This window comes from Alteromonas sp. 07-89-2 (assembly GCF_013113925.1).
GTDB lineage: Bacteria > Pseudomonadota > Gammaproteobacteria > Enterobacterales > Alteromonadaceae > Alteromonas > Alteromonas macleodii.
On record NZ_VTYM01000017.1, the window covers coordinates 11,902 to 33,749 of the forward strand.

Here is a 21,848-nt window from a genome sequence, read left to right on the forward strand (position 1 = left end):
ACTGATTTGACCACTACGTATGCTTGAGCTTGCTAATGGTTTTATAAAGCACTGACAAACTGGCGGCCACGTCATCAATGGTAATAGATTCTGCAGGGTGGTGACTTATTCCGCCCTTACAACGTGTGAATAGCATGGCCACAGGGCAAATATCTGCAATGGCCATAGCGTCATGACCTGCACCCGAGGCAAGTACTCTTGGCTTAATTCCGCTTTCTTCTACGCCTCGAACTAGCGCTTCTTTCAGCTGGCTATCGCAATGCACCGCAGGTGCGCTGTGGGTTTGCTCCCGTGTTAGCGTTATTTGTCTTGCATGCGCAATGGCATCAAACTTTTGCAATATTTCTGCCAATACAGAATCTCGCAATTCATCATCTTCGCTTCTGATATCGAGAGAAAAACGTGTGCGACCAGAAATGACGTTAACGCCGTTTGGCGCATTTTCAATTTTACCTACCGTGGCTACAACGCCCGGACGCTGCAAGCTAATGCTCTCTACAGCCAATAGCATCTCTGCACTTGCGCACAGCGCATCTCGTCGCATAGACATTGGCACAGTGCCAGCGTGACCCGCCATGCCTTCTACTGAAAAATTAAAACGTTTTGCACCTGCAATAGCACTGACAACGCCAACAGGCAGATTTTCTTGCTCTAAAACAGGGCCTTGTTCAATGTGAAGCTCTATGTAGCCCAAAATGTCGGTACGGGAAATAGCGGCACTGTTTACTGCATCGAAATTAAGGCCGAAGTTTGCCATGGCTTGCTCTAAGTTCACGCCATTTTCATCTTTTAAATGACGCCATTGCTCTTGCCACTTACCGGTGAGCGCGCGGCTTCCTAAAAGGGTGGTGCCAAATCGCGTGCCTTCTTCATCACAAAAACCCACAATATCGATATGAAAAGGGAACTTGGTTTGCGTGCCGTCAAACATAGCGACCAGCGAAATAGCGGCGACCACGCCGAGCATGCCGTCGTACTTTCCGCCGTTAGGCACAGTGTCGAGGTGGCTACCCAGAATTAATCGCGGTGCGTTGGGCACGCTTGATGTATAGCGCCCCCATATATTGCCAACGGCGTCTTGCCAGGTGGTCATTCCGGCTTCAATCATCCACCCTGAGGCTAGTTGATTTGCAAGTTTGTGTTGTTCGGTCAAATAGCGCCTGTCTAAACAGGCTGGGTCCTGGCTTAAGGTGCCTAATGTTTCGCACCTTGCCATAACTTGCGTAGCTAATTCAGCAAATTCTGCGAATTCACCCATTCGCGACTCCCGCCGCTTTAGCCTTCGCATAAACGCTAAGCGCAGCATCTACCCCTTTACCGGCAGGTAGCACAAACCCTTGCATACGAAGCACAGTTTCAAGGGACTGGAGGGTATGTAACACGGCATCTTCTCTGGCGTTATAGCCCATAGTGCCAATGCGCCAAATTTTTCCTTTTAGCGGACCAAAACTAGTGCCTATTTCAATGTTAAAACGCAGAAGTAAGGTTTCGCGTACCTCTTCGCCATGAACACCTTCGGGAATATGAACACCTACAACGTTGTACATTTTGTGTTTCAGATCGCCAAAGGGCTCAAGTCCCATGGCCTGAATACCGGCTAGCATGGCGTCGCCCGCTACTTTGTGACGAGCAATCACGTTCTGCTGGCCTTCTTCTAAATGCAGGCGCGCGCATTCACGGGCGCAATAGAGCATACTGGCTGCTTCGGTGTGGTGATTTAGTCGTTCCTCGCCCCAATAATCCATGATCATGGGCAAGTCGAAGTAGTTTGAACGAATTTTAGGGCCACGCGCGGCTTCATGGTGAGCATCGCGAATGCCGGCTTCAACGTGGTGACGGTTACGCACGGTTTTAACAAACTTGTCGCTTAGTGTAATAGGAGCACTGCCTGATGGCCCTCCTAAGCACTTTTGCAGGCCAACTGACACCGCATCTAATTTCCAAGCGTCAACGTCTAGCGGATTCCCACCTATTGACGCTGTTGCATCGCAGTAAAACAACACATCGTTTGCTTCACAAATCGCGCCAATTTCTGCAAGCGGTTGCAGCATGGTAGTGGACGTATCCCCTTGAACAATGGCAAGCAGTTTTGGTTTTACGTCTTTTATCGCTTTTTCAATTTGTTCGGGCGTAAACACTTCGCCCCAAGGCACTTCAATGGTGTGAACTTCAGCGTCGGCGCGCTCTGCAATTTCAGCAAGCAAATGCCCAAAACGCCCGAAGATAGGCACGAGGACTTTATCGCCTGGCTCAATTGCCGATACCAATACAGCTTCAATTCCAGCGCGCGACGTACCGTCAACCAAGAAGGTTTGCTGGTTTTTCGTATTGAAAACATCGCGGTAAAGTTGCATTACCTCGTTCATGTAGCCAGTCATTACAGGGTCATATTGACCCACTAACTGGGTAGACATGGCGCTTAACACACGTGGGTAGCAGTTAATTGGGCCCGGGCCCATTAGCAAGCGAGGCGGCGGCGATAGTGGAGCAAACGTTCTGTTAGAGGCTTCTTTAGACATGTGGGCACTCCTAGATAAGGACTTGCGCTAGCATGCGCAAGCCAGTAATGATGAGAACAACGGCGAAGATTTTCTTAAGTAAGCCAGCGTCTAGCTTATTGGCTATGCTTGCACCGACAGGCGCAAATAACACTGTGAGCGGAACGATGCAGACAAACCCCAGCAAGTTTACATAGCCATACGTAGCGAAGGGCGCATCAACAGGAGTGGTACCAACAAATAGCAGCGTGAGTGCCGCTGGAAGCGAAATAATTAAACCGACTGCAGCAGCGGTGCCCACCGCTTTGTGTGCCGGGTAGTTACAAAATGTGAGAGTCGGCACGGTTAACGTACCGCCACCAATGCCTACCATAGAACTGAATAGCCCAATGCAGGTTGCCATAATCGACTGACCCGCGCGGCCCGGTAGTCCTTTAAATAGCGCGTCTTTCTTGCCAATGAGCATATTAATGGCAGACAAGGTTGCAATAATGCCAAACAGCAAGGTAAGGAACGTCGGGTTAACCGCCGTCACCGCATAGCTTCCGGCAAGCACGCCAATTAGAATGAATACTGCCCACGCTTTTAGCAATGCAAAGTCTACATTGCCTTTACTGTGATGAGCACGAATAGAGCTTACTGAAGTAGGAACGATGGTTGCCAGAGACGTTGCCGTGGCTATAACCATTGCGCTCTCGGGTGACACACCAAGGGCTTGGAACAAGAAGAACAGTACCGGCACGATGACAATACCGCCACCTACGCCAAGCATACCTGCTAATATGCCTGCGAACACGCCTGTTCCTGCTAGCGATAATATAACCGTTAGGTTATTCATTAAAAACTGCATGTGATTTCTTTCTCTTTAACGTTTGTTGGTTTAACTATTTGTCAGTGCTGCGTCTTAGCCACTGCGAATAAACTAGCGATGTCCAAGGTAGGCTTTGCCGTCACTTCTTGGGTCGCTTGCGCCACTCACCGTACCTTCTGTGTCGCGAATGATTGCACCAGCATGACCCATGAGTTCGTTGCAAGGATCAACCGTCACCATATCGTGGCCCCGTGCCAGTAAGCTTTCCCCCACATACTCAACTAAGTCACGCTCTGCTTTTAAGTTGTGACTCTGATCGCCCCATGTTCTACCAAGTAACCAACGGCCTAGGGAAATAGCTTTGGCGATAGGTTGGCCGTGGTAGACATGACGAGCAAACAGCGCCGCTTGGGTTTGAGGCTGACCTTCACCACCCATGGTGCCGTAACTCATGCGTCGACCGTCAACAAGCTCAGCGAAAGCGGGGTTAAGTGTGTGAAATGGTTTCAAGCCTGGGGCCAAATATTGGTTACTGTTTGGATCGAGTGAAAACGAAGTGCCACGGTTGTTCCAAACAATGCCTGTTTGCGGACTCACTACGCCCGAGCCGAACTCCCAGTAAAGTGACTGTATGTAGCTCACCATTCGGCCTTCAGAATCGCAGCAACCCATCCAAATAGTATCGCCGTGCTTGGCTTCGTGCGGCCAAGGAAGTGCTTTATCTAAAGAAATGTTCTTCACCATTTCATCAATCACATCATCACTTAAAAGGCTTTGAAGACTAACAGGCGTACGAGATGGGTCGGTTACGTTCGCGTTACGTGCAATGAAGGCTTGTTTCGTGCATTCAATAAGTAAATGCACCATGTCAGCATCGGTGCAGCCTAAATGCTGAACTTTGTCGTACAAGGCTAAAATAATGAGTGACGCCACACCTTGTGTGGGCGCGGGCAAGTTATAAAGCTTGCCTTTGCTGGTGGATACTGACAATGGCTCAACAATTGTCGCTTTGTAATTATTGAAATCTTCAAGACGAATAGGAGAGCCGGCGGCTTCTAAATCTTCAGCCAGCTGTGAAGCTAACTCACCGTGATAAAAATCATCTAACCCTTTTTCTGCTAAATGCTTCAAAGTTTCAGAGAGCTTTGTTAGCTTTAAAATTTTACCTTTTTTAAGGGCTTTCCCCTTAATCAAAAACTGAGCGAAATTTTCATCCGCACTTAGCTCGTCAAAGGTTTTGTTGCTGGCATCTACCAAGCTCTGGGTAACTTCAATCCCCCAGTTAGCTTGACTAATCGCCGTATCGAACAGTGTGCTCAACGGTAAACCGCTTTGCCATTTGTGACTTATTTCAAGCGCGGCTTGCCAACCAGCAACTGCGCCTGCCATGGTTAATGCTGACTTTCCGCCTCGACTAGGTATGGCATCGCTATCCTCGTAGAAAGAAGGTGTCGCGCCCTTTGCTGCTACGCCAGATGCATCAATGCCAATCGGCTTTTTACCAGGTTCACTGATTAGCCAAAATCCATCACCGCCCATGCCATTCATGTGAGGGTATTCAACCGCGATAGATGCTGCAGCAGCTACCATAGCTTCAATAGCGGTGCCGCCTTTTTCTAATATGTTTAAGCCCACTTGCGATGCCGCAAAGTGAGGGGCAGTAAACGCTATATTTGGTTTTTCACTCATTTTTAATTCCTTCAAAAACTCGGCAACCGCACAGTCAGGTTAAACCCAAATCAGGCAAAATGACGGGCGCTTAGGTCTTACTTCCGCTTTCTAGTTTCAACTTGAATGCGATAGGGCGCTAATGCTTTATTTAAGTGCAACTTAAAAAAAACAGGCGCGCTTTACACGTTTAGCGAGTGGTTAGCTTTTTTGCTAACGCGAGAAGTGCAAGATCGTTGCCTTTTTTGCCCACTAGCGACAATCCGCATGGGGCGTTGTGTAGGGTAAACAACGGCAAATGAAGTTGGGGTAATCCCGCAAGCCCAGCTATCGCCGTGAGTGCGAGCAGAGCATTTCTATCATTTGCCAGCGTTGTTTCATCGGCATCACATCGAGGTGCTACACCAGGTGTCGTGGGAATAATCAATACATCTATTTCTTCAAACAGCGTGTTTAAATGATTGATTACCACAGATTGTTGCGCTTTAGCTTGCTCTACTTCTTGCGTTGGTATGGTTTTACACCAATTCAAGCGCAACATTATATCTTTGGCGATATCGGGTTGAGTGTATTCAATCCATTCGCCATGTTGCTGCCATATTTCATTGCCCTGTAAGGTACGAAAGGTAGCGGCAGTTTGTAAGGTTTTTAAATCTAGCTGTGTCTCTGACAATACAATACAGTCGTTGTTATCAGCCAGCGCTGCAAGCCATGTTTTGCACAGCGATTTGTGAGCGGCCTGCTCAAATAAATGCGCTGCTATGCCAAATCGAGGCGAACCTGATATTTCACTTTGTGTTGCGCTATCTATGCAGACATTGGCAACCTTAGTCAGCGTGTTTAAGTCGCGTGTCATCCAGCCCACGGTATCAAACGACGGGGCAAGTGCCACCATATTGTCGCAGGCCACAACGCCGTGCGTGGTGCGAAGCCCCCATAACCCTTGATAGCTAGACGGTACGCGAATAGACCCGCCGGTGTCGGTGCCTAGCCCTATGTCGGCAAGGTGCGCGCTAACGGCCACCGCTGAACCTGACGAAGAACCACCAGGTATATGAGCTGGTGCCACTGGATTTACCAGTGTTTCGTAGTGCTTATTCTGCCCGTGTAAGCTGTAGGCAAGTTCATCAGTGATGGTTTTGCCTTTGAACGCGGCACCCGCTTGAAGCATCTTTGCTACGCAGCGATTTGTGTTTTTCGGAATCGAGTGTGTGGCTAACCAATCAGGATTTCCTGCTGCGGTTGGCAACCCTTCAATGTGAAACAAATCTTTTACTGCCAGACCTAGTCCGCTAAGCGGCAATTTACTTTGACTTTTTGCCTGATTCAGCGCTTTTCCTGACGCCGAAAATGCGTAATCTTTAACACTACCGTCAAGACTGAATGCGATTTCTAGGTTTTTAATTGCCTGTGTGAACTTGGCATCACAGGGCTTCAGTACAAAAGGAGAGCTCACAGCGCGTTACTTATTCGTTATTGTTTCTTTATTCGTCTTTAGATTAATGAAACAACTGTTTCATTAAAAAGTCAAGAGAAACGAACGTTACTTCATTGGACACTTTAGTAAGTACGTTATGCATAATTGGAAAAGCGCTGAGTAAATCGATAAAAAAACTAAGTAAGTTGCTAGAAACCTTGGGGATTTTTCTTCAGGAATGCAACTTCTTCTGGTGTCGACTCGCGCCCTAAAATTCGGTTGCGGTGAGGGTAGCGGCCAAACATTTCAATTATCTGTTGATGGCGCTTTTCAAAGGTGAATTCTCTTTCAAGGCCTTCTTGTGAAAATAGTTCCAATGCGACGTCGTGGATTGCGAGTGATTCACTATGCATAAACGGCATATACAGAAACGCGCGCTGCTGCGGTGTTAGTACCTTATCGGCTTCAACACTTACCGCTTCTTGCGCAAGAACCAAAGCCATGCTGTCTGCACTGTATGCATCTTTGTCATTGCGATGAATATTTCGCGAGAATTGATCGAGAAGAATTATTTCGGCAAGACGACCGGTAGCCGTCGCTCGCCAAGGCCACAACTCGCCCTTTATGGCTGCTGCACGCAACTTTGAAAATCGCGAAGTGATCGTTTTATCTAGTGCTGCATCTTCCTTAAACCATTGCTCTGGGGAGAGTTCTCCAAACCAAAAGTCGAGCACACCGTTAGCTTCTTCCATGACTACTTGCGTTTTATCCATATCAACTCCAACTACACGCTTTTAGCAGTGAAATTAAATTAACAGGTACGTTTTTATGCATTAAAACCCAAATTAAGCGTTGTGAATTAATACTTATACCCATTTTTAAGCGCTTTAGTTCCCTTTACGCTTGCAAAATAACAATTATCTGCTATCCGCTCTCTTTATAGTATTGCTTAAAAAGTGTTCTGTGGGAAGGGTTAACGCTTTGGACTTTCTAGCTCATCCATTTGAATGTAGATGTCAGTAATCGCGTCGACGCGGTCTGCGGCCTGGCTTCCTAATAATTCGTAGGTAAGGTTACACAGTGATGCAACTAGGCTCATTGGAGCCGCGTAACTATCAAAAGGCGAGTCACTGCCAATGTGGGTTACCAGCAGGTGGTCGACATCGTGACGATATCCTTGGCCCGTTGGATCGGTAATTAATACGGTTTTACAGTGTTTAATGCTATTTAAAACAAACTTGAATTGTCGGGTTCTACGACGAAAACCAAAAAGTACGACAAGATCATTTTCGGTTAAATCGATAATATCTTCACTAAGTGTTTGACCGGGCTGAGGAAGCACACGGACCGACGCACGAATTTGTTTGAGTTGCTGCCTAAAATGAAGTGCAATGGGGTAGGCGTTTCTAAAACCAATCAAGGTGACCTGGCCAGCTGATGCCAGCAATTTAGCAATATCTGTTAACGCCTCTGAGGAAGTGCTTTCAAATGTATTGGCCAAATTCTTACTATCATTCTCATGCTGAAGTACACCACTTGAAGGGCTTACAACAGGCACGCCTTGCTCACGTAGCTGAACAAGCGCCTCTTTAGCTTGCTGGTGCGAGTCAAAACCCAGCTGGCGAAAGAAGCGACTGACTGTGGCCTTTGACGTCCCCGTTTTTTCTGCAATTAAAGATGTAGATTGACTTAATACTGCGATAGGATTCTGCTGAATATAATGCGCAATAGCCTTGCCCGAAGGGGACAAAGAGGCATAGTGGTTTTCAATTTGCTGTAAAACGTCGCTAGGGCTATTTTTTGTCATTGGTATCGCCTTATACATCTTATGCAATTATTTCACGACTTTTGTGCGATATACAAACACTACCTGAATTCAACGCGTTCACGTACTTCAAAATAGGTTTTTCGAAGCCGACTATTGAAGTAGAACACTATAATAAGCGTTGTTGCTTATTACTAAAAAACGCTCACAAGTTTCCACTGCTCTTAAAAAATCTTATCTATATAGAGAGTTACGAATGCGCAGCAAAGCATAGGGCTAAAGTAGCACTTAATTAATCACTCATGCTTTGCAAATTGGCACTACACTTTCATAGACATAAACTGTAAAAATTCACAAAAGTGTCATCGGTTGGTAATTATCTTGTTGGTTTAGCATCGATTCTAGTTAGTAAAGACATTTGGGGAATCGATCAGCGAACCTAGCATGATTGAGAGAAAGAGGTGAGTTGTGGCAAAGCTGTGGTCTGAATTGATCTTGCTCTTTGTGGTGATTCCCTTTGCCGTTCTCTACTGGATAAAGCATTTTGCAAATTATCTCATGCCTATTTTAGGTGTTATGGGACTTTGTTGTTTAGCTATCTTGTTAGCAGATAAGCAATTTAAACGCATTAAATTGTGGCATTGGGAAGACTATCGCACGCATTTAAAAAGTACGCTAAGGTTATTTTTGCCTTGGGCGAGTTTACTGGCGCTGGTAGTTTACTTTTTTAAACCGGAATTGTTCCTACATTGGCCTATGAACCAGCCATGGATGTGGGTAGCTACATTATTGATTTATCCGTTAGTGTCGGTCATCCCGCAAGAGATCATTTTTCGAACGTACTTTTTTCACCGTTACAAGCGAATACTGCCTTCGAAATATGCAAGGTGGGCCTTAAGTACTTTTTTATTTGGTTTAGCCCACTTAGTGTACGGTAACTGGATTGCTGTAGTCATTTCTTGGATTGGTGGTGGCATTTTCGGTTATCGGTATATGCAAACTAATTCGACGCCCGTGGTGGTTATAGAACACGCTATATGGGGCAGTTTTTTATTTACCATCGGGCTGGGATCTTATTTAGTTATCGCGTCGTAGTTATTTGTATTAAAAATCGAAACACATGAACGCCAAGGAGTGAGGTGATGTTCAGTGCGCAACAAATATTACAACCCTCTATTTTAAATAAGCGAGCGGGGCTTTCTTTCCCGCAAACCGACAGCGAACTTTTTATACAAACTTTGCTTCAACAAAGTGACGAAGGTGGCGCAATAAGCAGTTTATCAAGTGCACAGTCGCTACTCTCTCAGCTTTGGGAGAACTTTGTTTATCGATTACCGGGGTTGGCGCTAGGTTTAGTTATCATGGCGGCGTTTATCCTTTTAGCGCCGCATATTGCAAAGGTTTTAGTTAAACCGTTAACCCGTACGACCACATCTCCACTGCTGCGCTCAGTCATTCAAAGAAGTGTCAGCTTAGTCTTAATTTTACTCGGTATTTATCTATTTTTGTTCTTAGCTGGCCTCACCGGATTTGCAATCGCGGTGGTGAGTGGTACAGGTGTGGTAGGGCTTATTCTTGGTTTCGCCTTTCGCGACATCGCCGAGAACTTTATTTCAAGCCTACTGCTTACTATTCAACGCCCCTTTAGAATAGGCGATATCGTACAAATCAACGATTTCACCGGCATCATTCAGAAAGTTACGGCACGTGCGACTACACTGGTGGATTTTGACGGCAACCATATTCAAATACCTAACGCGACTATTTACAAAGGGGTAATCAAAAACCTTACGGCCAACCCGCTAATGCGTGGTCAGTTTGTTATTGGCGTTGGCTACGATGCTGACATACAACAGGCGCAGCAAATTGCACAGGAAATTACGTCAGCACAAGACAACGTGTTAACCGACCCTGAACCGCAAATTCTCATCGACGAATTAGGCCCCTCGACCTACAACATCAAGGTTTATTTTTGGGTGGATGTAGAGAAAACGAGTGTACTAAAAATGGCATCGGTGCTGATGCGTAAAATCACCCAAGCCTTCTTAGAGGCGAATATCAGTATGCCTGATGATGCGAGAGAGCGCATTTTCCCTGAGGGTATGCATATTTACCACGCTTCCGAGAAAGACGCTTCAAGCGCTAGTCCTTCTGAAAATGAAGCAAATGAGTTAAGTGAAATAACTACAGGCCAAAAGAAAGTAAAAAGCTTGGATAGCGAAAAGAATAGTGGAGCCACAGAAAATCGAAACGAAAGGTCAAGTGCTAAAGGGGCTGGAAATTCGCGCCCACAAGAATCGAAAATCAATGATGATGTGTCTTCCGAAGCCCATGAGATACGAGAGCAGGCCCGGAATTCGAGAGATCCGGAAGCAGGAGAAAATATTCTTTAACATTTGTTATGTGAAGGATTACTGGAATCTGTAATTTGCCCTCTTTTCAAATCTAGAAGGGAACCGAACATATTGAACGTGCTGCAGCACAGCTAGCCAGAGGTGAGGAGATGTTAAGTAAAAGCTGGGCTGGTGGATTTGCTCGTCGCGCTATTAAACCGGCGCGACGGGCGATAGATTACATCTACCAAGGAACCCTTGCCATAAGTTGACATGCGCTTTCATGGCGCTGCTGTATTGATTGAATCCGTCTTGTGACTGTTGCCTGATGTAGCGTTTGAACTCCTCGTGCAGCGACGGCTGCGCAAGCCAGTCTTCCCATAATGGCGCTAGTTTGTAATGGTATTGATTTACCAAACTTCCTACAGGTTGTATTTCCTCAATAAAAAAAAGATAGAATACATTACGCAATATTTTTGCTTTGTCACTGGCGCGGCCTTCTGGGCAGCTTACAGCATCAAGCTCGGTTTCAAGCATATTCGTAAGCAATGACAGGTTTTGCGTTAAGGTTTGTTGTGTATGCCAAAGTGTAGCGGGTAACCTGGCTGAGCGTATAATTTTTAACTGTTGTTCAAGCTCGCTGCTCTCAACAATACTCTCACTATTATTTTCATTCGTAGCCTCTGTTTCTGTATCGCTCGATGCTGTATTGGAAGAATACATATCGCTCAAGAGCAATTCTTTGTTACTTAAGCTGTTGATGTAATAAAGCGCGTTTACGCTAGAAAGTGCGTCTTTATTATTCTCAACTGAGAAAAGACGTTCAGGTGTGTTAAGCGCCAGACGCAACTCTTGGCTCCCTTGGACTAGGTTTGCCCACGTTTTACTGTAGTCTTGTGTCTTTTGTTCACGCCACGATGCGATGGTTGCTGCCAGTGCCGCGTTTCTCTGGTTAGACTCGTTTTCTTTCGTGAGCGCTGCTTCACAGCTTTTGAGTACATTAAGCAGCTTGCTCTCATAAACAAGCCGCTGTGATGGCAGCTGACTTTTTCCTAGCGACGTATTGCGTTCGGCAACCACTGTGCCTAACTCACAATCTTGCAACGCATAAAACTCACGCAAGTTTATACTCACGCCCTCAATAGTGTGTTTAAGCGTGGCGGAGTCAGCAAGTTTGGGAAGCGGGGTGGTAATCTTATCGTTAAACGAATCGGGGAGGGGCGTATCGAGTACACGCGAGAGTCGTGCGGCGTAATCGTCAATGCTTTGCTTTACGGTGCTTCCGCCAAAACAGCCTAGCAAAGCAAACATGGCAACGCTGATGACACCAGCGCGGCAAGCGTTTCTTAGTTGCGAAACTTTTGGGAGCCATGGTTTCACTTCAGAAACATTCACGCGGAGGCACCAGTATGAAGTCCGCGCCCGCCATCGACATAAATGATTTGTCCAGTGATGTAAGGGGCCGATGCCAAGAACGACAATGTTTTAGCAATATCATTTGGTGTACCTAGTTCACCCAGTGGAATACTCGATATCAGTTTGTCTTTTTCGTTCTCGTCCATTTCCCGTTCTGGCCACAAAATTGCCCCTGGCGCAATACCATTTACGCGAACGTTGGGGGCTAAGTCTATAGCTAACGATTGGGTTAGTGAGGCAAGACCGGATTTAGCAATGAGGTAAACACTGTGTTTGGGGAGTGGACGGTCGATATGCATGTCGACCATATTGATAATGCAGCCTTTACTTACCGCTAATGCTGGTGCCAATGCTTGTGACAAAAACAATGGGCCCTTCACGTTACTGCCTATCAGAGATACCCAGTCGTCTTCTGAAATTTCGCCCACCGGAGTGGGGTAAAAACTAGAAGCATTATTTACTAAAAGGTTTATCTGACCCCAAATGCCTAATGCTCGCTGCCCAAGTGCACTTACTTCGCCTGAATTACAAAGGTTGGCTTGGAGACAGGTAGCAGAGTCCTCCCGCAGACTATTTAGCTTTTCAGCCAGTGCAAGTGCCTCGTCTTTAGAATGCCCATAATGGATAATAACGCGATAGCCTTCGCTATGAAGCTGACACGCCATGGCGGCGCCAATTCGCTTTGCTGCCCCGGTAATGAGTGCTACAGGGCCTGAGTTTGTCATAATAAAAGCTACTCTCTATTTTAAATCGACTTATATATATTTACAGTTTGCGGTGCTTTCTTTCTGAATCCGCAGGTAAAACGGCTGATGGGCAACAAATGCAAGCGAATTTGTTTGTCACATCAATGCTTGTAAATGTCATCTATTATTTGTTTGGCTTGCGTAATGTAATGCGCGCCGAATAATAACCCGTGATTTAAAATATGGTAAAGCTGGTAAATTGGTTTTCTTAATCGGTAATTTTTTTCAATTGGGGTGTGTTGATGGTAACCCTCAAAGAATGATTGGGGAAAGCCACCAAACAATTCGGCCATGGCAAGGTCAGTTTCCGCATCACCAACATACACAGCGGGGTCAAATAACACCGGTCCTTTTTTATTAAAGCCTGCATTGCCCGCCCACAAATCGCCATGAAGTAGTGAAGGGTGGGGTTGATGTAAGCTCAAGAGATGTCTTACTCTAGTAACAATATCGTCTATATTGCCATCTCCGCTTTTCCATGTACCAATTGATGCCAAGCGTTCTAACATGCTACCAATCCGTTTTTCTGCAAAAAAGTCAGCCCAAGACGCCATTCTTCCATTGGTTTGTACACTCGCACCAATGTAATTGTCATGCGGCCATCCATAGCTGGTGTAGGCGTTAACCGCATGAAGTGCAGCGAGTTGCTGCCCTAAAATGAAATAGTCATTATCAGTAGGTTCAATAAATCGAACGTGAGAAAGTACCAAATATTCCATATTAGGCGTTTCATTGGCTGTAATTCCATGGCAAATGACTCGCGGGGTAACAATGGTTTGCGTGTTAGCGATGGCCGCAAGTCCTTCGGCTTCATGAGATAATTGCTGAGTATCATCATATTTGCGGGTTTTAACAAAGTAGCGATGGGTCGTATCTTTTATGATGTAACTTTCGTGTGTATCTCCGCCACTTACTTGTTCGGCTTTTTGGCAGCTAAAAAACTGCTGGGTTTCATCTGAAATATGCTCGCTGATAAAATGCCACATATTGAACGCTCTGCTTGTTTTAATGCTTTTTTCAAGGCGATTGGAGTGTTGAGTGACTTCTTTCCTATGGCACACTAGAACACCAGCGAAGAGCCAGTCCAGCAACCTTTATCGCCTTACACTAAAGTATGGGATAAAAACGGTGAAATGCATAAATTCCTACTCAAAATCTCCCTAAACGAAATCAAACCTTCACAAATTAGCCAATAAAGGCTTTTCGATATTGAAGTTGCCCCTACACTGGTTATAATCCACAACTTGCTTTAATACTGAGAAAACTCAGTAAGTTCGACACGTATACAGTTTTGCAGTATCAATGCGCTGTATTTTTATGCTGTACTTTAGTCGCTTCAAATAAAGCAAGTTTCGAGTGCTATAAAGCACGATTAAATTTTCAAAAATATGCATGTGGCGCAGAGTAGGCGTCACCACTGTAAAGGAATTAAAATGCCTGTAATTACCCTTCCTGATGGAAGCCAACGCGCTTTCGATAACGCTGTTTCTGTACTAGATGTTGCAAATGATATTGGCCCTGGTTTAGCCAAAGCAACCATTGCAGGAAAAGTAAACGGTGAGTTAGTTGACGCCGTTGATACGATTGACGCGGACGCACAACTTCAAATTATTACTGCAAAAGACGATGAAGGATTAGAAATTCTTCGTCACAGTTGCGCGCACTTGTTAGGTCACGCTATCAAACAACTTTGGCCTAACACTAAAATGGCTATCGGCCCAGTTATCGACAACGGTTTCTACTACGATGTTGATATGGAAGAAAGCCTAACCCAGGAAGATTTAGCCAAACTAGAAAAGCGTATGCTTGAACTGGCTAAAACCAATTACAACGTGGTTAAAAACAAAGTGAGCTGGCAAGAAGCGCGCGATGCATTTGAAGCACGCGGCGAAAGCTACAAAATGGAAATTCTTGATGAGAACATCAGCAAGGACGACCGCCCAGCACTTTATCACCACGAAGAATACACAGACATGTGTCGTGGACCTCATGTGCCAAACATGAAGTTCTGCCATCACTTCAAACTGATGAAAGTGGCAGGTGCTTACTGGCGTGGCGATAGCGACAACAAAATGCTTCAGCGTATTTACGGTACTGCGTGGGCAGATAAGAAGCAGCTTAAATCTTACCTACAGCGCTTAGAAGAAGCTGAAAAGCGCGACCACCGTAAAATTGGTAAGGCACTTAACCTTTTCCATTGGCAAGAAGAAGCGCCGGGTATGGTGTTTTGGCACAACGACGGTTGGTCAATTTACACCGAGCTAGAAAGCTACGTGCGTAAGAAGCTTCGTGAATACGATTATGACGAAGTTAAAGGCCCATTAATGATGGACCGCTCGCTTTGGGAAAAATCAGGTCACTGGGACAAGTACGCTGAAAACATGTTCACTACAGAATCTGAAAAGCGTGAATATGCTGTTAAGCCGATGAACTGCCCAGGTCACGTACAGATTTTCAACCAAGGTTTGAAGTCGTACCGCGACCTGCCTCTTCGTATGGCTGAGTTTGGCTGCTGTCACCGTAACGAACCATCGGGCGCACTACACGGTTTAATGCGTGTTCGTGGCTTTACGCAAGACGATGCTCACATTTTCTGTACTGAAGAACAGATCCTAGAAGAGGTGAGTGGCTGTATTAAGATGGTGTACGAGACATACGCTGCGTTTGGTTTCGAAAACATCAAAGTTAAGTTGTCTACTCGCCCAGAAAAGCGCGTAGGTGCTGACGAGATTTGGGACAAATCAGAAGCTGCACTTGCAGATGCACTTAAAGCTAATGACATCGAGTTCGATTATCAGCCTGGAGAAGGTGCGTTCTACGGACCGAAAATTGAGTTTACACTGCACGATTGCTTAGACCGTGCATGGCAGTGCGGAACCGTACAGCTAGATTTCTCAATGCCAGGTCGCTTGGGCTCTACTTATGTAGCGGAAGATGGCGAACGCAAAGTGCCGGTTATGATTCACCGCGCTATTTTGGGTTCACTAGAACGCTTTATTGGAATTTTGACCGAAGAATTTGCAGGTTTCTTCCCACTCTGGTTGGCACCTCAGCAGGTTGTGGTAATGAATATTACCGACAAACAAGCTGAATATGCCTCAGATTGTGTAAAAAAACTGCAAGAATTAGGTTTTAGAGCAAAGTCTGACTTGCGAAATGAGAAGATCGGCTTTAAAATCCGCGAGCACACTTTGAAGCGTATTCCGTATATGCTAGTTGTGGGCGATAAAGAAATGGAAGCGGGCGAAGTAGCAGTACGCTCTCGTCGCGGTGACGACCTAGGCAAAATGCGCCTGGAAGACTTTATTGCCATGGCTCAACAAGAAGTTGTTGAAAAGACGATTAAGTAGTTGAGCAAATTGTGTATAATACACAATTAAGGTGTCTGCTTTTGGTTTTACTTTAGGTCAATCGACCATCCCAGAAGCAGACAAAAGAATTAAATGTTTGGAGGAATAGCACATTAAAGGCGCTAACAACAAGGCTCAGGGCGACAAAGCCCGCATTAACGATGAGATTAAAGCCAGAGAAGTAAGATTAATTGGCAAAGACGGTGAACAGGTTGGTGTGGTTTCGCTAGCAGATGCTACGCGTGCCGCTGAAGAAGCGAGCCTAGATCTAGTAGAAATCAGTCCGAATGCCGAGCCGCCAGTCTGTAAAGTTATGGACTATGGCAAATTCCTCTTCGAAAAAAGTAAAGCTCAAAAAGAGCAGAAGAAAAAACAGAAGCAAATTCAGGTCAAGGAGATTAAATTTCGCCCTGGCACTGATGAAGGCGATTACCAGGTCAAACTGCGCAACCTGCGTCGCTTTCTTGAAGGTGGTGATAAAGCCAAAGTTACGATCCGCTTCCGCGGTCGTGAAATGGCGCACCAAGACATCGGTATCGATCTACTAAACCGCGTTAAAACCGATTTAGAAGATATCGCTACATGCGAGTCTTTCCCACGTCGTGTGGAAGGCCGTCAGATGATCATGGTGCTAGCCCCAAATAAGAAGTAGTAACGGTCTAAAGTTTTAAGGAATCTGCACCCTTAAACACCTTGCTGCTAAACATTAACCGGTATGAAGTGACTGCAACACGAAAAATACCGATATTAAACAATGCGGAGTTTTAGCAATGCCTAAAATGAAAACTGTAAGCGGTGCCGCCAAACGTTTTAAGAAAACGGGTTCTGGCCGCTTTAAAAGCAAACAGTCTCACTTACGTCACATTCTGACTAAGAAGAGCTCTAAGCGTAAACGTCACCTTCGTGGCAAAAAACTGGTTCATGACTCTGATACCAAATTGGTTCAGCGCATGTTGCCTTACGTATAAGACTTAGGAGACTGATTAATGGCTAGAGTAAAACGCGGCACTATCGCACGTGCTCGTCACAAAAAAGTCCTCAAGCAGGCAAAAGGTTATTACGGTGCACGTTCACGTGTATATCGCGTAGCGGTACAAGCTGTAACTAAAGCTGGTCAATATGCTTACCGTGACCGTCGTCAGCGCAAGCGTCAATTCCGTCAACTATGGATTGCACGTATCAATGCTGCTGCTCGTCAAAATGGTATGTCATACAGCCGTTTCATTAACGGTTTGAAGAAAGCGTCTGTTGAAATCGATCGTAAGATCCTTGCCGACATCGCAGTACATGACAAAGCAGCTTTCAGCGCATTAGTCGAAGCGGCTAAAGGCGCATTAGCTTAATTATTAACTAATTAAGTTTAAGTTCTTTCGGAAAAAGGCGAGCAGGATGCTCGCCTTTTTTCGTTTTTGGGGTTCAGACTTTATTTTAACCTTATTTAGTCCATTGTTTAACACGCCCTTCTTACATCCATTTATCAAATATCTGTAGAAAAGCGCGCCTTCTCTAGCTTTACTCTAGGTTTTCATGCGCAAATAACAAAAGAGTAGGGGGGCTTCTACATGTGGAATTTTAAACACAAAAAAGCAGAGCCGAAGCTCTGCTTATATTCGCAACTTAGCACTTAGTGCTATTATTTTTTCTCTACACGCCCATAGCGGTCTGAAAACCTAACTATATCATCTTCCCAAGGTATGCGCCCGATTGCACCTCTATAAGCTCTAGCGGGATTTTTCCGGGGTTTTCTAATGCGTGTACTGCACCGATTGGGATATAGACAGATTCGTTTTCTGTTACTAATTGAGTATTGTCATCAATAGTCACATTGGCACTGCCCGATACCACAATCCAATGCTCAGCGCGGTGGTGGTGCATTTTGATGGTGTATTTCAGACACAAAAAAAGCGACACTGTGAGAGTCGCCTTTTCAAATCGTTGCACACTAGTCTCTAATATGCGTTTTTGTTAATAAATCCATTAAATACAGTCATGAATACAATTTTAATATCGAACCAAATAGACCAGCGGTGTATATAGTCTAAATCGTACTCTACACGCTGTACCATCTTGTTCGTGGTTTCCGTTTCACCGCGCAAACCATTCACTTGTGCCCAACCTGTAATACCAGGCTTAACTTTATGTCGCAGCATGTAACCTGTGATGATCTTACGATATTCCTCATTGTGAGCAACCGCGTGCGGGCGAGGGCCTACAATTGACATGCGACCCTGCAGAACATTGATAAACTGAGGTAGTTCATCTAACGATGTGCGCCTTAAGAAACCCCCTATTTTGGTTAAACGCGCGTCGTTTTTCGTTGCTTGCTTAACAACTGCTCCGTTGTCTTGCGTAGTCATAGACCGGAATTTGTAAACCGTAATTTGTTTACCATCTAATCCGTAACGCTTTTGTTTGAAAATGACTGGCCCTTTAGATGTGAGCTTAACTGCTGCCGCAATTGCTAACATGGGAACGGATATCAACATTAATATCAGACTGCTTAATACAACATCTTCAAACCGCTTCAATACGTCACTGGCGCCTTGGAATGGGGTGTCATATACACTTAGTGCCTGTACATTGCCCACGGTTTGCCAGCGAGCGTTTAGCAAGTTGTACATAAAGAAGTTCGGAATTACATAAACGTTAGCAGTGGTATCGCTGCACTGTTCAAGAATTGCACGAATGCGATTTTCTGCACTCATTGGCAATGCTATGTAGATGTAATCAACTTCGTTGCGCTTGGCCATTTCAATGGCTTCTTCAATGTTGCCCAGCACAGCGCCCTGCATCTCATGAGGGAGACGTTCTGCTTCACGGTCATCATAAATACCGTTAAAGCGAATACCTAAATGTTCGTTCTGTTGTATCTGAAGAGCAACATTCGCGCCTAAATGAGTAGCACCAATGATAATAGAACGGCGTGTGTTCAAGCCGCTTTTGCGAATGCGGAAGAGAAACTTGCGCATAATAAAGCGCCACAGAATCAAAACGACAAATGAAGATGCAAACCAAAGCAATATTGCAGGTGGTGGCGTTTTTATTTCTTGAACGAAAAAGTACCCCATTGACATGGTACCGAGAACGCTCAATGTCCATGTGATTGCAGCCGCTCTTAGCATTTCAGGCGTTCTGTGCCCACGCCACGACCGATATAACTCAACGCCTTCGGCAGAAATTTGAAAGCAAATAACGTTTACAAAAAGAAGAATTAAGCTGGTGGTATCTATCTGGGTACCGTAATACGCTGCTGCCGAATAATACAAAATCGTTACCAGCGAAAGATCAATGAGTCTGTAAATGGTTGAAAAACCACTTTGGTTCCTGACTACCAAACCACCATTAGTATTAGACTCAACCGGGTGAGCTTTAAGTGCTTTGTTAGATTCTACTCTATTGTCCATTTAAGTAATCTCTAAGTGAAAAAGTGAAGCCTGTAGCCAAAGCTAACGACAACAAAAACAAGCTAAGCCATGAATTAAGAAGAATAGCGAAGACAACTTATGGAAGTTAGGCAAATACTGTGCCCACTTTTAAGCGCGGAAGATGATTAATCACAACGTGCTGATTATATTCGCGTTGAAATTTTTCACGTCTAACGCTTAAGTGCTCTAGCAACAGCGTATTATATGGATATTGTAATTTTATTACAAAAACAAAGTTCATTCCGTACTAATTTGGTGCAAAATGAGTAGAATACGGCGCTAGCGCTTTTCATGAACAATATAAATAAGATAGCATATACCGCATTTGCAGCCTTGGACATATAGATGCAACAATACCTAGGTATAAGTTGCAGTACTTTGTTAACTGACTGTTGAGTCAAACAATACAATGCAAAGTGGCTTTCGCTCCAATGTGTTCGCTAGTAATGTTCAGAGCCTAATACAGCAAAAGCGGCACGCCTATTGCTCGACATTGATTATCCATGAACTATTAAGGCATTCACCTTGTTTAGTTTGTAAGAATTACACATATTCCGGCTGTTTCGCGGTTTATAGCGTTTATGTAAGGATGTATTTGAAAGCGCTATATCGAAATAATGCACCGTTTTAATACACCCAAGCCATCGTAGGAAGGAAATAACATGTTAAAAAGGACCAAAAGCATAATAGCTATGTCGGTAATTTGCGCCACACCGACTCTATTTGCCCAAGAGGCTGGTCGAATTCAAGCTGGGCAATTTGATTTGATCCCTTCATTTACGTCTTCAATGGCGTATGTTGACAACGTGGCTTATGCGCGAGATGACGATCCTGAAATTTATAGTTGGCGAGCGACTATTTCTCCAGAGTTAATTGCTGCTACACAGATTGACGGCAATCCGTTCCAAGTAGGCTATCGTTTAGAAAGAGGTGTATTTTTTTCAAGCAGCGCTGATGACTATACAGACCACTTTATTGAAGCATCAGGAGAATATGAACTAAATAGTAGGCATAGAGTTAATGCAATTGCCCAATACGAAGATGGACATGAAGAGCGCGGTACTGGCTTTTCTTTAGGACTAGGTACAGCCATCACAACACCTGACCGTTACAAAAGCACTTCTTTTGGCGGTGAGTATTCCTACGGTGCTGTTACATCAGACGGAGTAGTAACGCTAAAAGCAAACCGTGAGACGTTAAATTATGATCGAAGTGAACAAGCCTATTTGATTAGAGATCGGGTAAAAAACAAAGTCGGCGCTGAATTGGGTTATCGTATTGGCTCTGCGACAACAGCACTGCTCGATGTAACGCAAACGTTTGTGAGGTATGACAACCAGACGGGTATTACAACTAGAGATAGTGACGAAACTCGAGTTTTACTTGGTGTTAGATGGGAATCTACGGCAGCGACTACTGGCTTTGCAAAAGTGGGTTATAAAGAAAAAGATTTCGAGGCCGCTACAAGAAGTACTTTCTATGGAACTGATTGGGAAGTCGGTATAGAGTGGCAGCCTATTTCATATTCTACGTTTCGATTTTCTACTAATGCAGACACTAGGGAAACCAACGGAGAAGGTAATTTCATAAGAGGTAGAGATTATACTGCGGCGTGGAATCACGAGTGGCTAAGCCGGTTAAGATCTTCAATTAGTATAACGCGTGAAACAAACGAGTACATTCTTGATGAAGATGGCATTGAAAATAGGGATGACGAATTGATGCGTTACATGGCGTCATTAAATTACCAGGCTCGTAGGTACTTGTCTTTTTCCCTATTCTATCAGTTGGCAGATCGTGATAGTAACCGCGATTCAATTGGCTATGACCGAAATGTTGTAGGAATTTCCGCAGAGGTTACGTTGTGAAGCAACATTTGATGATTAAAACAGTATTTTTATTTTTAATTTTCGTTACGAGCTCTGCCTTCGCTCAGGAAGGAAACTTGAGCATGAGTCAGTATCAACTTGGCTCTGGGGACAGAGTCAAAATCAGTGTTTTTGGCCAAGATGATCTTTCGATGGAAGTACGTCTACCTGACGTCGGTACAATTAATTATCCATTCCTAGGAGAAATTAAATTGGTTGGCTTAACAGCCGATGAAGTCGAAAAGAAAATTTATGATGGCTTGCTTGGGGACTATTTGGTTAACCCTTCTGTTTCAGTAGCTATCGTTGAATACAGGCCATTCTTCATAGATGGTGAAGTGAAAAGGCCTGGCGGCTATCCATATCAACCTGGTCTTTCTGTTAATAAAGCGGCTGCATTAGCCGGCGGTTACACAGAGCGAGCGGCCCGCGACAAAATTACCATTATTCGTGAAAAGGACGGCAGAACAAACGAATTCACCGTAACCGTGAGTGATATGATTCAGCCTGGTGATATTATCACCATCAATCAGCGTTTCTTCTAAATTACG

At 44.8% G+C, this 21,848-nt stretch carries 19 protein-coding genes and 1 pseudogene; 8 read left to right on the top strand and 12 right to left on the bottom strand.

Going from position 1 to position 21,848, the window contains the following annotated elements; genetic code table 11:
• Window positions 1-13 precede the first annotated feature (13 nt).
• The 7 genes from F0261_RS12410 to F0261_RS12440 all read right to left on the bottom strand — a co-directional run bounded on the left by F0261_RS12410 (window position 14) and on the right by F0261_RS12440 (window position 8,201).
• On the bottom strand, window positions 14-1,258 hold the full coding sequence (locus tag F0261_RS12410; RefSeq protein ID WP_014949087.1) for an allantoate amidohydrolase: 1,245 nt from the start codon (window positions 1,256-1,258) through the stop codon (window positions 14-16).
• Entirely contained in the window at window positions 1,251-2,519 is a 1,269-nt protein-coding gene (locus F0261_RS12415; protein WP_171338103.1) for an alanine--glyoxylate aminotransferase family protein, read from the bottom strand. Before F0261_RS12415 ends, F0261_RS12410 begins: the two co-directional genes overlap by 8 nt.
• 10 nt (window positions 2,520-2,529) lie before the next feature.
• Window positions 2,530-3,348: a sulfite exporter TauE/SafE family protein gene (locus F0261_RS12420; protein WP_171338104.1), complete on the bottom strand. Its 819-nt coding sequence runs from the start codon at window positions 3,346-3,348 to the stop codon at window positions 2,530-2,532.
• A gap of 72 nt (window positions 3,349-3,420) precedes the next feature.
• Window positions 3,421-4,998, bottom strand: coding sequence for a gamma-glutamyltransferase family protein (locus F0261_RS12425; protein ID WP_171338105.1), 1,578 nt, complete (start codon window positions 4,996-4,998; stop codon window positions 3,421-3,423).
• A 169-nt stretch (window positions 4,999-5,167) separates the two neighbouring features.
• On the bottom strand, window positions 5,168-6,433 hold the full coding sequence (locus F0261_RS12430; protein ID WP_171338106.1) for an amidase: 1,266 nt from the start codon (window positions 6,431-6,433) through the stop codon (window positions 5,168-5,170).
• A 170-nt stretch (window positions 6,434-6,603) separates the two neighbouring features.
• Window positions 6,604-7,167 carry a DUF924 family protein gene (locus F0261_RS12435; protein WP_171338107.1) on the bottom strand — a complete coding sequence of 188 codons (564 nt, stop codon included), beginning with the start codon at window positions 7,165-7,167 and terminating at the stop codon, window positions 6,604-6,606.
• A gap of 200 nt (window positions 7,168-7,367) precedes the next feature.
• Complete coding sequence (locus tag F0261_RS12440) at window positions 7,368-8,201, bottom strand: MurR/RpiR family transcriptional regulator (protein WP_171338108.1); 834 nt, start codon at window positions 8,199-8,201, stop codon at window positions 7,368-7,370.
• Between the two features lie 426 nt (window positions 8,202-8,627).
• Between F0261_RS12440 and F0261_RS12445 the strand changes: the two genes are divergently transcribed.
• Together F0261_RS12445 and F0261_RS12450 are read left to right on the top strand one after the other, a co-directional pair.
• Window positions 8,628-9,254, top strand: a complete 627-nt coding sequence (locus tag F0261_RS12445) for a CPBP family intramembrane glutamic endopeptidase (RefSeq protein WP_014976215.1) — start codon at window positions 8,628-8,630, stop codon at window positions 9,252-9,254.
• A 47-nt stretch (window positions 9,255-9,301) separates the two neighbouring features.
• Window positions 9,302-10,552 carry a mechanosensitive ion channel family protein gene (locus tag F0261_RS12450; RefSeq protein WP_171338109.1) on the top strand — a complete coding sequence of 417 codons (1,251 nt, stop codon included), beginning with the start codon at window positions 9,302-9,304 and terminating at the stop codon, window positions 10,550-10,552.
• A gap of 153 nt (window positions 10,553-10,705) precedes the next feature.
• Here F0261_RS12450 and F0261_RS12455 read toward each other — a convergent pair whose 3' ends face one another.
• The 3 genes from F0261_RS12455 to F0261_RS12465 form a co-directional block, all read right to left on the bottom strand.
• Window positions 10,706-11,887 (bottom strand): DUF3080 family protein, encoded by a 1,182-nt coding sequence (locus F0261_RS12455; protein ID WP_171338110.1) that lies wholly within the window; start codon window positions 11,885-11,887, stop codon window positions 10,706-10,708.
• A complete protein-coding gene (locus F0261_RS12460; RefSeq protein ID WP_171338111.1) occupies window positions 11,884-12,633 on the bottom strand; it encodes a pteridine reductase in 750 nt (249 codons plus the stop codon). The genes F0261_RS12455 and F0261_RS12460 overlap by 4 nt, the downstream gene beginning before the upstream one ends.
• 122 nt (window positions 12,634-12,755) lie before the next feature.
• Entirely contained in the window at window positions 12,756-13,640 is an 885-nt protein-coding gene (locus F0261_RS12465) for a fructosamine kinase family protein (protein ID WP_171338112.1), read from the bottom strand.
• Between the two features lie 447 nt (window positions 13,641-14,087).
• Between F0261_RS12465 and thrS the strand changes: the two genes are divergently transcribed.
• The 4 genes from thrS (at window position 14,088) to rplT (ending at window position 17,347) form a co-directional block, all read left to right on the top strand.
• Window positions 14,088-16,004 carry a threonine--tRNA ligase gene (gene thrS / locus F0261_RS12470; protein ID WP_171338113.1) on the top strand — a complete coding sequence of 639 codons (1,917 nt, stop codon included), beginning with the start codon at window positions 14,088-14,090 and terminating at the stop codon, window positions 16,002-16,004.
• A 112-nt stretch (window positions 16,005-16,116) separates the two neighbouring features.
• Window positions 16,117-16,656 carry a translation initiation factor IF-3 gene (gene infC, locus F0261_RS12475; protein ID WP_171338159.1) on the top strand — a complete coding sequence of 180 codons (540 nt, stop codon included), beginning with the start codon at window positions 16,117-16,119 and terminating at the stop codon, window positions 16,654-16,656.
• A 118-nt stretch (window positions 16,657-16,774) separates the two neighbouring features.
• Window positions 16,775-16,972, top strand: coding sequence for a 50S ribosomal protein L35 (gene rpmI / locus F0261_RS12480; protein ID WP_012518091.1), 198 nt, complete (start codon window positions 16,775-16,777; stop codon window positions 16,970-16,972).
• An 18-nt stretch (window positions 16,973-16,990) separates the two neighbouring features.
• Complete coding sequence (gene rplT, locus F0261_RS12485) at window positions 16,991-17,347, top strand: 50S ribosomal protein L20 (protein WP_012518092.1); 357 nt, start codon at window positions 16,991-16,993, stop codon at window positions 17,345-17,347.
• Between the two features lie 290 nt (window positions 17,348-17,637).
• Here the strand turns inward: rplT and F0261_RS12490 are convergent.
• Both F0261_RS12490 and F0261_RS12495 read right to left on the bottom strand, forming a co-directional pair.
• Window positions 17,638-17,888 (bottom strand): annotated as a pseudogene (locus F0261_RS12490) (cupin domain-containing protein); the annotation flags it as partial.
• A gap of 65 nt (window positions 17,889-17,953) precedes the next feature.
• Window positions 17,954-19,408 (bottom strand): undecaprenyl-phosphate glucose phosphotransferase, encoded by a 1,455-nt coding sequence (locus F0261_RS12495; RefSeq protein ID WP_014949101.1) that lies wholly within the window; start codon window positions 19,406-19,408, stop codon window positions 17,954-17,956.
• Between the two features lie 683 nt (window positions 19,409-20,091).
• On the opposite strand from F0261_RS12495, the gene F0261_RS12500 reads away from it, so the two are divergent.
• Together F0261_RS12500 and F0261_RS12505 are read left to right on the top strand one after the other, a co-directional pair.
• Entirely contained in the window at window positions 20,092-21,297 is a 1,206-nt protein-coding gene (locus tag F0261_RS12500; protein WP_171338114.1) for an outer membrane beta-barrel protein, read from the top strand.
• 8 nt (window positions 21,298-21,305) lie between these two features.
• Window positions 21,306-21,842 carry a polysaccharide biosynthesis/export family protein gene (locus F0261_RS12505; RefSeq protein WP_253819412.1) on the top strand — a complete coding sequence of 179 codons (537 nt, stop codon included), beginning with the start codon at window positions 21,306-21,308 and terminating at the stop codon, window positions 21,840-21,842.
• Window positions 21,843-21,848: the final 6 nt, after the last annotated feature.

Excerpts from the sequence above, each read along its gene's own strand:
- F0261_RS12410 (WP_014949087.1), bottom strand. The coding sequence starts at position 1,258 with ATGGGTGAATTCGCAGAATTTGCTGAATTAGCTACGCAAGTTATGGCA.
- F0261_RS12415 (WP_171338103.1), bottom strand. The coding sequence starts at position 2,519 with ATGTCTAAAGAAGCCTCTAACAGAACGTTTGCTCCACTATCGCCGCCG.
- F0261_RS12420 (WP_171338104.1), bottom strand. The coding sequence starts at position 3,348 with ATGCAGTTTTTAATGAATAACCTAACGGTTATATTATCGCTAGCAGGA.
- F0261_RS12425 (WP_171338105.1), bottom strand. The coding sequence starts at position 4,998 with ATGAGTGAAAAACCAAATATAGCGTTTACTGCCCCTCACTTTGCGGCA.
- F0261_RS12435 (WP_171338107.1), bottom strand. The coding sequence starts at position 7,167 with ATGGATAAAACGCAAGTAGTCATGGAAGAAGCTAACGGTGTGCTCGAC.
- F0261_RS12440 (WP_171338108.1), bottom strand. The coding sequence starts at position 8,201 with ATGACAAAAAATAGCCCTAGCGACGTTTTACAGCAAATTGAAAACCAC.
- F0261_RS12450 (WP_171338109.1), top strand. The coding sequence starts at position 9,302 with ATGTTCAGTGCGCAACAAATATTACAACCCTCTATTTTAAATAAGCGA.
- F0261_RS12460 (WP_171338111.1), bottom strand. The coding sequence starts at position 12,633 with ATGACAAACTCAGGCCCTGTAGCACTCATTACCGGGGCAGCAAAGCGA.
- F0261_RS12465 (WP_171338112.1), bottom strand. The coding sequence starts at position 13,640 with ATGTGGCATTTTATCAGCGAGCATATTTCAGATGAAACCCAGCAGTTT.
- thrS (WP_171338113.1), top strand. The coding sequence starts at position 14,088 with ATGCCTGTAATTACCCTTCCTGATGGAAGCCAACGCGCTTTCGATAAC.
- rpmI (WP_012518091.1), top strand. The coding sequence starts at position 16,775 with ATGCCTAAAATGAAAACTGTAAGCGGTGCCGCCAAACGTTTTAAGAAA.
- rplT (WP_012518092.1), top strand. The coding sequence starts at position 16,991 with ATGGCTAGAGTAAAACGCGGCACTATCGCACGTGCTCGTCACAAAAAA.
- F0261_RS12495 (WP_014949101.1), bottom strand. The coding sequence starts at position 19,408 with ATGGACAATAGAGTAGAATCTAACAAAGCACTTAAAGCTCACCCGGTT.
- F0261_RS12500 (WP_171338114.1), top strand. The coding sequence starts at position 20,092 with ATGTTAAAAAGGACCAAAAGCATAATAGCTATGTCGGTAATTTGCGCC.